This window comes from Streptomyces aureus (assembly GCF_001418135.1).
GTDB lineage: Bacteria > Actinomycetota > Actinomycetes > Streptomycetales > Streptomycetaceae > Streptomyces > Streptomyces aureus_A.
Genome location: NZ_LIPQ01000345.1, coordinates 1 through 8,618, shown reverse-complemented (window position 1 = coordinate 8,618; position 8,618 = coordinate 1). Strand labels below are relative to the sequence as shown.

General features: G+C 74.5%; 6 protein-coding genes and 1 pseudogene. 3 read left to right on the top strand and 4 right to left on the bottom strand.

Translation table 11 applies throughout. The features are described 5' to 3' along the window. Positions 1-1,510, bottom strand: a 1,510-nt coding sequence (locus AOK00_RS26310) for a hypothetical protein (protein ID WP_055602739.1), incomplete at its 3' end; no start/stop codon positions are given. Next, entirely contained in the window at positions 1,507-2,301 is a 795-nt protein-coding gene (locus AOK00_RS26305; RefSeq protein ID WP_437441450.1) for a GntR family transcriptional regulator, read from the bottom strand. The genes AOK00_RS26310 and AOK00_RS26305, both read right to left, overlap by 4 nt. 110 nt (positions 2,302-2,411) lie before the next feature. Here AOK00_RS26305 and AOK00_RS26300 point away from each other — a divergent pair, with 110 nt between their 5' ends. The 3 genes from AOK00_RS26300 to AOK00_RS26290 are packed head-to-tail and all read left to right on the top strand — an operon-like array spanning position 2,412 to position 4,716. After that, entirely contained in the window at positions 2,412-3,200 is a 789-nt protein-coding gene (locus AOK00_RS26300) for a LamB/YcsF family protein (protein WP_055602738.1), read from the top strand. Then, on the top strand, positions 3,197-3,847 hold the full coding sequence (locus AOK00_RS26295) for a 5-oxoprolinase subunit B family protein (protein ID WP_055602737.1): 651 nt from the start codon (positions 3,197-3,199) through the stop codon (positions 3,845-3,847). The genes AOK00_RS26300 and AOK00_RS26295 overlap by 4 nt, the downstream gene beginning before the upstream one ends. Continuing rightward, the gene (locus tag AOK00_RS26290) at positions 3,844-4,716 is read left to right on the top strand and encodes a biotin-dependent carboxyltransferase family protein (protein ID WP_055602736.1); all 873 of its coding nucleotides are present in this window, start codon (positions 3,844-3,846) and stop codon (positions 4,714-4,716) included. Before AOK00_RS26295 ends, AOK00_RS26290 begins: the two co-directional genes overlap by 4 nt. A gap of 31 nt (positions 4,717-4,747) precedes the next feature. On the opposite strand, the gene AOK00_RS26285 is transcribed toward AOK00_RS26290, so the two are convergent. Further along, on the bottom strand, positions 4,748-8,383 hold the full coding sequence (locus AOK00_RS26285; RefSeq protein ID WP_055602735.1) for a hydantoinase B/oxoprolinase family protein: 3,636 nt from the start codon (positions 8,381-8,383) through the stop codon (positions 4,748-4,750). Beyond that, positions 8,380-8,618, bottom strand: a pseudogene (locus tag AOK00_RS26280) (SGNH/GDSL hydrolase family protein); the annotation flags it as partial. The pseudogene AOK00_RS26280 and the gene AOK00_RS26285, both read right to left, overlap by 4 nt.

Here is an 8,618-nt window from a genome sequence, read left to right as displayed (position 1 = left end):
CGGCGTCGAGCAGCGCCGTACCGACGATGAGGTCGGCGCCGCCGAACTCCGGGTCGTCGAGCGGAGTGCCGTCGTCGACCGCGAAGAGCAGGCGCTCCTCGCCCTGGCGGTAGGCCGTGCCGACCGGGGGGCTCGCGGCGTGGACGGCGAGGAGGGCCACGAGGTACGGCAGGTCGCCGTCGAGCTCGCGGGCCTCGGCCAGCAGCCCGGAGAGGCGCCGCGGGGCGTCGTGCTCCAGGTCGAGCAGCCGCATGGCGCTCGCGAGCTGCTCCTCGCTGAAGCGGGAGTCGTCCGGGGTCGCGATGAGGTCGGGTTCGGGCATCTCGGCGCCGAGGTGCTCGCGCTCCACGGGTGGGGTCAGCAGCAGGTCGACGAGGTCGCCGAGCCGCACCGACGCCGGGGTGCGCAGACCGGTGCCGCGCGCGAAGAACGCGTCGGTGACCTTGGCCGCCTGCTCGACGGGGAGCGGCAGGGTCGGCGCCACGAGCTGCCCGTACAGGTCGAGGCCGGTGTACGACGTGGGCGCGGCGAAGGCCTGCCGGTCCTGCTCGGCGCGGAAGAGGGGCCCGGCGTCCAGGAGGCGGGACTGGAGCTGGGTGTGGCGCCGGATGCAGTCCTTCACTATGTCGACGAGCTCGGCGGCCCGCCGCTTGTGCTCGGCCGTCTTCGCGTCGGACGTGGCCTCGGCCTCGTCGCGGGCCTTGCGGATGTTGGTGAGGATCGCGTTCTCGTGGCGGTAGCGGTCGGCGACGTGGTCGAGCGCCTCGGCGATCATGTCGGGCACCGTGTGGAGCCAGTCCACCGCGCGCACGTTGCGCCGGGTGGCCTCCAGGGTCTTGCGGAGGGTCTCGGCGTACTGCACGGTCCGGTACCGCGCCTGCTCGGCGGCGAGCTGGGCGTCGGCCAGGCGGCCCCGGCTGATGAGGACCTCCAGCTTCACCTCGGCGGCGATCTGGGCGCTGGTGACGTCGGTGTCGAGGGCGCCGACCAGGACGTTGACCGCTTCGTCGGTGGTCCGGAGGTAGACACCGCCGCCGTACCCCGGGACCTCCTCGATGAGCTTGAAGTCGTAGTCCCTGCGGACGTACACGCCGTCGGTGCCGAAGGTGCCGTAGACGGCGCGGAAGCCGCGGTCGACGCTGCCGACGTTGATCAGGTTCTCCAGGACCCAGCGGGCCACGCGCTCGTGCTCGGCGGCGGGGCGGGTGGGCGCCTGGGCGGCGACGCGGGGCAGCAGGCGGGCGACGATCTGCTCGTGGTCGGCGCCGGTGTCGAAGTCCATGTTCAGCGTGATGAGGTCGATCGCCGAGAGGGCCACCTCGGCCATCGCGTAGACGGTGTACTCACCCGCGAGGTTCGCCTTGCGCGCGTCCAGGTCGTGCAGCGGGGCGGTGCACGCGAGCGCGCGGAGGCGCCGCGCGAGCCCTTCGTCGGCGGCCGGACCCTGCGCGGGCCGCGGCCCCGCGCTGAGCTGGGGCGGAGCGAGGTCCGTCGAGGCAGGCGAAGTCACGGTGGACAGATTAGGTCCTCGAACTGACAACGGTCGAAACGGCGCAGATGCGACCGGTCTCGATCGGGGGCTCGGGGCGGTCGGTCCGCCGGTCCCGCCGGGGTGTCGACGGCCCTCGCGTACGCGGCGGCGACGCGGGTGCGGGAGTCGTCGAGGTAACGGACGAGGAGCCTTTCGGCCGTGGTCCGCTCACCGGCTCGCAGGGCGTCCAGGATCTCGCGGTTCCGCGCCAGGTACGGCTCGTGCAGCACCCGCGGGTCGTCGACGACGTGGAACGCGAGGCGGAGCTCGGCGAGGACGCCCCGCATCAGCTCGTCGGTACGGGCGCTGCCCGCGAGTGCGACGAGTTCGCGGTGGAAGTGGATGTTGGCCGTGGAGACGCCGTGCCAGTCGCCGGCGCGGGCGGCGGTCTCGCCCGCCGCCACGGCCACGGCGAGCGCGTCGAGGGCGTACGGGGGCTGTCCGAGGCCGCGTACGACGGCGCACTCGACGAGCCGGCGGGTGCGGTAGATGTCGTCCACGTCGTCGACCGCCAGGACCCGGACGAAGACCCCGCGGTTGAGCTCGTGGACGAGCAGCCGCTCGTGGGTGAGGAGCCGGAAGGCCTCCCGCAGAGTGTTGCGGGACACACCGAGCGCGCCGCCGATGCCCTCCTCGGAGAGCCGGGTGCCGGGCGGGAAGTAGCCCTCGGCGACCCGGGTGCGCAGGATGTCCGCGACCCGCTCGGCCGTGCTCGTGCGCCCGAGCAGCACACGGTCGTCGGTCAGGTCCCCGGCTTCACTCGCTGCCACGGCGCCCCCTGTCGTCATCTTGTCGGATCGTTCAACAATCCTCTACGTTGACGGCATCGTACGGTCACCCGTGCCGCCCCGGCACGGGTCCCCTCTTCTGCGAGGTGCAGATGCGCACGCCCCCGGACCAGAGCCCGGCCGAGGCCCTGATCGACCTCAACGCCGATCTCGGTGAGGGCTTCGGACGCTGGACGCTCACCGACGACGAGCAGCTGCTGTCCGTCGTGACCAGCGCCAACGTGGCCTGCGGCTTCCACGCCGGGGACGCGGCCACCATGCGGCGGGTCTGCGAGCTCGCCGCCGCGCGCGGGGTACGGATCGGGGCGCAGGTCTCGTACCGGGACCTGGCCGGTTTCGGGCGGCGCTCGATGGACGTGCCGGCCGCGGAACTGGCGGCCGAGGTGGCGTACCAGATCGGCGCCCTGGAGGTCTTCGCGCGGGCGGCCGGGGGGCGCGTGGCGTACGTGAAGCCGCACGGCGCGCTCTACAACCGGGTGGTCCGGGACGAGGAGCAGGCGGCCGCGGTCGTCGAGGGCGTCCTGCTCGCGGACCGGACGCTGCCGGTCCTGGGGCTGCCGGGGTCGCGGCTGCACGAGGCCGCGACGGAGGCCGGGCTGCCGGTCGTCCCCGAGGCCTTCGGCGACCGGGCCTACCGGGCGGACGGCACCCTGGTGCCGCGCGGGCAGGCCGGGGCGGTCGTCAGTGACCCGGACGCCGTGGTGGAACGGTCGGTGGCCATGGCCCGGTTCGGGGTGGTCACGGCGCACTGCGGCAGTTCCGTCGCGGTGCGGCCGCGGTCGCTGTGCCTGCACGGCGACACCCCGGGCGCGGTGGACCTCGCACGGCGGGTCCGGGAGCGCCTCCAGGTTTCCGGTGTACGGGTGGAGGCCTTCGCGTGAGGTCCACCGCCCCGCGCGCGTTGCGCGTGGGCGAGCGGGCGCTCCTGGTGGAGCTGGCGGGCGGCGAGGAGACGGAGGCGTTCCACGCGGAGCTGCTGCGGCGCCGGGCGGCCGGGACGCTGCCCGACGTGCGGGAGATCGTGCCGGCGGCGCGGACGGTGCTGCTCGACGGGGTGGCGGATCCGGACCGGCTCGCGGCCGAGCTGAGCGACTGGGAGCCCGGGCCGCTCCCCGCGCGCGTGGGTGGGGCGATCGAGATACCGGTCCGCTACGACGGGCCCGATCTCGCCGAGGTCGCCGCGCTGTGGGGCGTGTCCGTCGAGGCGGCGGTCCGGATCCACACGGCGGCCGAGTTCCGGGTCGCGTTCTGCGGGTTCGCTCCGGGCTTCGGCTATCTGACGGGACTCGACGAGCGGTACGGGGTGCCTCGGCGAGCCACTCCGCGTACGGCCGTCCCGGCGGGCTCGGTCGCCCTGGCAGGGCCGTACACGGGCGTGTACCCGCGTTCCTCCCCCGGTGGCTGGCAGCTGATCGGCACGACGGACGCGGTGCTGTGGGACACCGGCCGGGAGCCGGCCGCGCTGCTGGCTCCGGGCACACGGGTCCGCTTCACTGCGGTGGGCGTCGTGACGGGGGCCGGACGATGACCGACCGGGCCGTCGTCGTGGTCCGGGCCGGGGCGCTGACCACCGTGCAGGACCTGGGGCGTACCGGCTACGCGCATCTCGGGGTGCCCCGCTCCGGCGCTCTCGACCCGGCGGCCGTACGCCTCGTCAACCGGCTCGTCGGCAATCCGGAGACCGCGGCCGTCCTGGAGACCACCGTCGACGGCTGCGCCCTGAGGCCCCGTCGCGCGGTCACCGTGGCGGTGGGCGGGGCGCCGTGCCCGGTAAAGGTGGCCGGGCGTCCGGCGGCCTGGGGAACGGCGGTGCGCGTGCCCGCCGGGTCGGTCCTGGAGATCGGGGCGGCCACGCGCGGGCTGCGCGCGTATGTGGCGATCGGCGGCGGGATCGACGTCGAACCGGTCCTGGGCAGCCGTTCCACGGACCTGCTGTCCGGCCTGGGGCCGCCGCCTGCGGCCGAGGAGACGGTCCTGCCGCTGGGACCGGACACGGGCACGGCGGCGGGACGGGGTCCGGTCGACGCTCCCCCGTGGCCCGGCCCGCCCGGCGAACTCGTCCTGCGGGTCCGGCTCGGGCCGCGCGACGACTGGTTCACGGCCGCGGCGCTGCGGACCCTCGTCACGCGCGCGTACCGGGTGTCGTCGGCGAGCAACCGCATCGGACTGCGCCTGGAGGGCCCGGCCCTCGAACGGGCCCTCCACGGCGAGCCGGCGAGCGAGGGCATGGTTCTGGGCGCGGTCCAGGTGCCGCCGGACGGGCGGCCCGTGGTGTTCCTCGCCGACCATCCGACGACCGGGGGCTATCCGGTGGTCGGGGTGGTGCGTGAGGCGGATCTGGGCGCGGCGGCGCAGGCCGTGCCGGGTACCCCGGTGCGGTTCACACCGGTGCGCTGAGCACGGCCGGCCGGGGCGCCGGGTCGGCCCGTCACTCCTCCTCGGGCGGCGGGCCGTAGCCACCGCCGCCGGGGGTGCGGAGCACCAGGACGTCGTCGGGGCCCACCTCCGTGGTGGCCGCGCCGCCGAGCTGCTCGACGGTGCCGTCCGCGCGTTCCACGAGGTTCTCGCCGAGGGCGCCCGGTTCGCCGCCCGCCATGCCGTACGGCGGGACCCTGCGGTGTCCGGTGAGGAGGGCCACCGTCATCGGCTCCAGGAACCGGATGCGGCGCTCCACGCCGTGTCCGCCCCGCCAGCGGCCGCGCCCGCCGCCGTCCTCCCGTACGGCGAAGGCGTCGACCCTGACCGGGTGCCGCCACTCCAGGATCTCGGGGTCGGTGAGCCGGGAGTTGGTCATGTGGGTCTGGACGGCGTCGGCCCCGTCGAAGCCGTCGCCCGCGCCCGAGCCGCTGGCGACCGTCTCGTAGTACTGCACGCGCGCGTTGCCGAAGGTGACGTTGTTCATGGTGCCGGAGCCCTCGGCCTGGACGCCGAGGGCCGCGTAGAGAGCGCCCGTGACGGCCTGGGAGGTCTCGACGTTCCCGGCGACGGTGGCGGCCGGCGGCTGCGGCGCGAGCATGGAGCCGGGCGGGACGCGGACCTCCAGCGGTTCCAGGCAGCCGCTGTTGAGCGGGATGTCCTCGTCGACGAGGGTGCGGAAGACGTACAGGACGGCGGCCATGACGACGGCCGTGGGCGCGTTGGCGTTCCCGGGCAGTTGCGGGGAGGTCCCGGTGAAGTCGAGGACGGCGGAGCGCCGTTCACGGTCGACGCGGACGGCCACCTGGATGACCGCCCCGCCGTCGGTCTCGTAGCGGTACGCGCCGTCGTCCAGGCGGGCGACGATGCGGCGCACGGACTCCTCGGCGTTGGCACGGACGTGCCTCATGTAGGCCTGCACGACGTCGAGACCGAACTCGTCGACGGTCCGGCGCAGTTCCTCGATGCCCTTCTCGTTGGCGGCGATCTGGGCGCGGAGGTCGGCGAGGTTGGTGTCCGGGTCGCGGGAGGGGTGGGGGGCGCCGGTGAGCAGGGCCCGTGTCTCGGCCTCGCGCAGGTGTCCGTCACGTACGAGCAGCCAGTTGTCGAAGAGGACGCCCTCCTCGTCGACGGTCCGGCTGAAGGCGGGCATGGAGCCGGGGGTGATCCCGCCGATCTCCGCGTGATGGCCGCGTGAGGCGACGAGGAAACGGAGTTCGGCGCCGGCTTCGTCGAAGACCGGCGTCACGACCGTGACATCGGGCAGGTGGGTGCCGCCGTGGTACGGGTCGTTGATCGCGTACACATCGCCGGGGCGCAGGTCGTCGCCGCGTCGCCGCAGGACCTCCTTGATGGACTCGCCCATGGAACCCAGGTGGACGGGGATGTGGGGAGCGTTGGCGATGAGGTTGCCCCCGGCGTCGAAGAGCGCGCAGGAGAAGTCGAGGCGTTCCTTGATGTTGACGGACTGGGAGGTGTTCTCCAGGCGGACGCCCATCTGCTCGGCGATGGCCATGAAGAGGTTGTTGAAGACTTCCAGGAGGACGGGGTCCACGTCCGTGCCCGCCGCCACGCGCGCGGGGCGGGGGGTGACACGGTGCAGGAGGAGATGTCCGGTGTCGGTCACGGTGGCCCGCCAGCCGCTGTCGACGACGGTCGTGGCGTCGGCCTCGGCGACGATCGCCGGCCCCTCCACCGCGCCGCCCGGCCGCAGGTCGGCGCGCCGGTGGAGGGGAGCGTCGTGGGGTGTGCCGGCGCTGAACATCCGGACGGTGGCGTGCGGGACGGGCTCGCCGAAGCCTTCCGCCGGACGCTCGTCCGCGTCGGCGGCGGGACCGGCGGCGGGACCGGCAGGGGCGGGCCCGTGCGGCCCCGCCCGGCCGACGGCCTCCACGGAGACCGCCTCCACGACGAGAGGCCGGTCCATGGTGAAGGCGTACCGCGCGCGGTGCACCGCCGTGAACGCGGCTTTCAGGTCGTCCGGGGACGCGAGGTCGACCTGGAGGCTCGCGTCGGTGCCCGCGTACCGCAGGAGTACGCGCGCGTGGGTCGTGACCGCCTCGTCCGGCAGGCCGTCGGCGCGGAGCTCCGCGCGCGTGCCGTCGGCGAGTTCGGCGCAGAGGGCCTTCACGCGCACGGGGGTGCCTGGCGCGTCGAGCTCCGCCTCGACGGACCGCTCCCGCATGGCGGTGGCGTCGGCGAGTCCGATGCCGTACGCGGAGAGCACCCCGGCGAGCGGGGGGACGAGCACGGTGTCGACGCCCAGGGCGTCGGCGACGGCGCAGGCGTGCTGACCGCCCGCGCCGCCGAAGCTGGTGAGGGCGTAGCGGGTGATGTCGTGGCCGCGCTGGACGGAGATCTTCTTGACGGCGTTGGCCATGTTGAGGACGGCGATCTCCAGGAAGCCCGCGGCGACCTCCTCGGGGGTGCGGCCGCCGCCGACCTGCTCCGCGAGGGCCGTGAACCGCTCCCGTACGACGTCGGCGTCCAGTGGCAGGTCACCGCTCTCGCCGAACACGGCGGGGAAATGGGCGGGCTGGACACGGCCGAGCATGACGTTGGCGTCGGTGACCGTGAGCGGTCCGCCCCGTCGGTAGCAGGCGGGTCCGGGGACGGCGCCCGCCGAGTCGGGGCCCACGCGGTAGCGGCGTCCGTCGAAGTGCAGCACGGACCCGCCGCCCGCGGCGACGGTGTGGATGCTCATCATCGGCGCCCGCATCCGCACGCCGGCCACCTGTGTACCGAGTTCACGCTCGAAGGCACCGGCGTAGTGCGACACATCGGTGGAGGTGCCGCCCATGTCGAAGCCGATGACCCGGTCGTGGCCCGCGTGTGCCGAGGTACGTGCCATGCCGACGACACCTCCGGCGGGTCCGGACAGGACGGCGTCCTTGCCCCGGAAGTGCGCCGCCTCGCGCAGTCCGCCGTTGGACTGCATGAACATGAGGCGGATTCCGGCGAGTTCGTGGGCGACCTCGTCGACGTATCTGCGGAGGACCGGCGAGAGGTAGGCGTCGACGACGGTGGTGTCCCCGCGCGGGACGAGCTTGATCAGCGGGCTGACCTCGTGCGAGGAGCTGACCTGGGTGAAGCCCGTGTCGCGTGCGATCGCCGCGATCCGGGCCTCGTGCGCGGGATGGCGGTAGCCGTGCAGCAGGACGACGGCGGCCGAGCGCAGACCGTCTCGGTGGGCGGCGGCGAGCGCATCGGCGACGGCCTGCTCGTCCAGGGGCCGGACCACGCGGCCGTGGGCGTCGACCCGCTCGGGGACCTCGATCACGCGCGCGTAGACCGCTTCGGGGAGCACGATGTGACGGTCGAAGAGCCGGGGCCGGTTCTGGTAGGCGATGCGGAGCGCGTCCCGGAAGCCCTCGGTGACGAGGAGGACGGTCGGCTCGCCACGCCGCTCCAGGAGGGCGTTGGTGGCGACGGTCGTGCCCATCTTGACCACGGCGATCCGGTCGGCCGGGACGGGTTCGCCCGGCCCGAGGCCGAGGAGGAGGCGGATCCCGGCGACGGCGGCGTCGTGACGCCGGGCGGGATCGTGGGAGAGCACCTTGCGCGTGACGAGCCGGCCGTCGGGCCGTCTGCCCACGATGTCGGTGAAGGTGCCGCCCCGGTCGATCCAGAACTCCCAGCGCCCGTTCATCTCCCCATTGTGGCCACGAGGGCGGCGGCGAGGGCGTCGTCCGCGCGCGCGTCGAGGGGGGTGGTTCCGGTGCCGTCGGCCCAGTGGCGCAGTTCCGCGCCGGCGAGCAGCAGCAGCTGCGGGAGCAGGTCGCGGCTGCGCCGGAGGACCCATCCGGTGCCGGCGGTGGCGAGCCAGCGCACGGCCTCCGCGCGGCTCGGCGGCGGCTGGGCGGGCTCCCGCGCGGGGGGAGGGC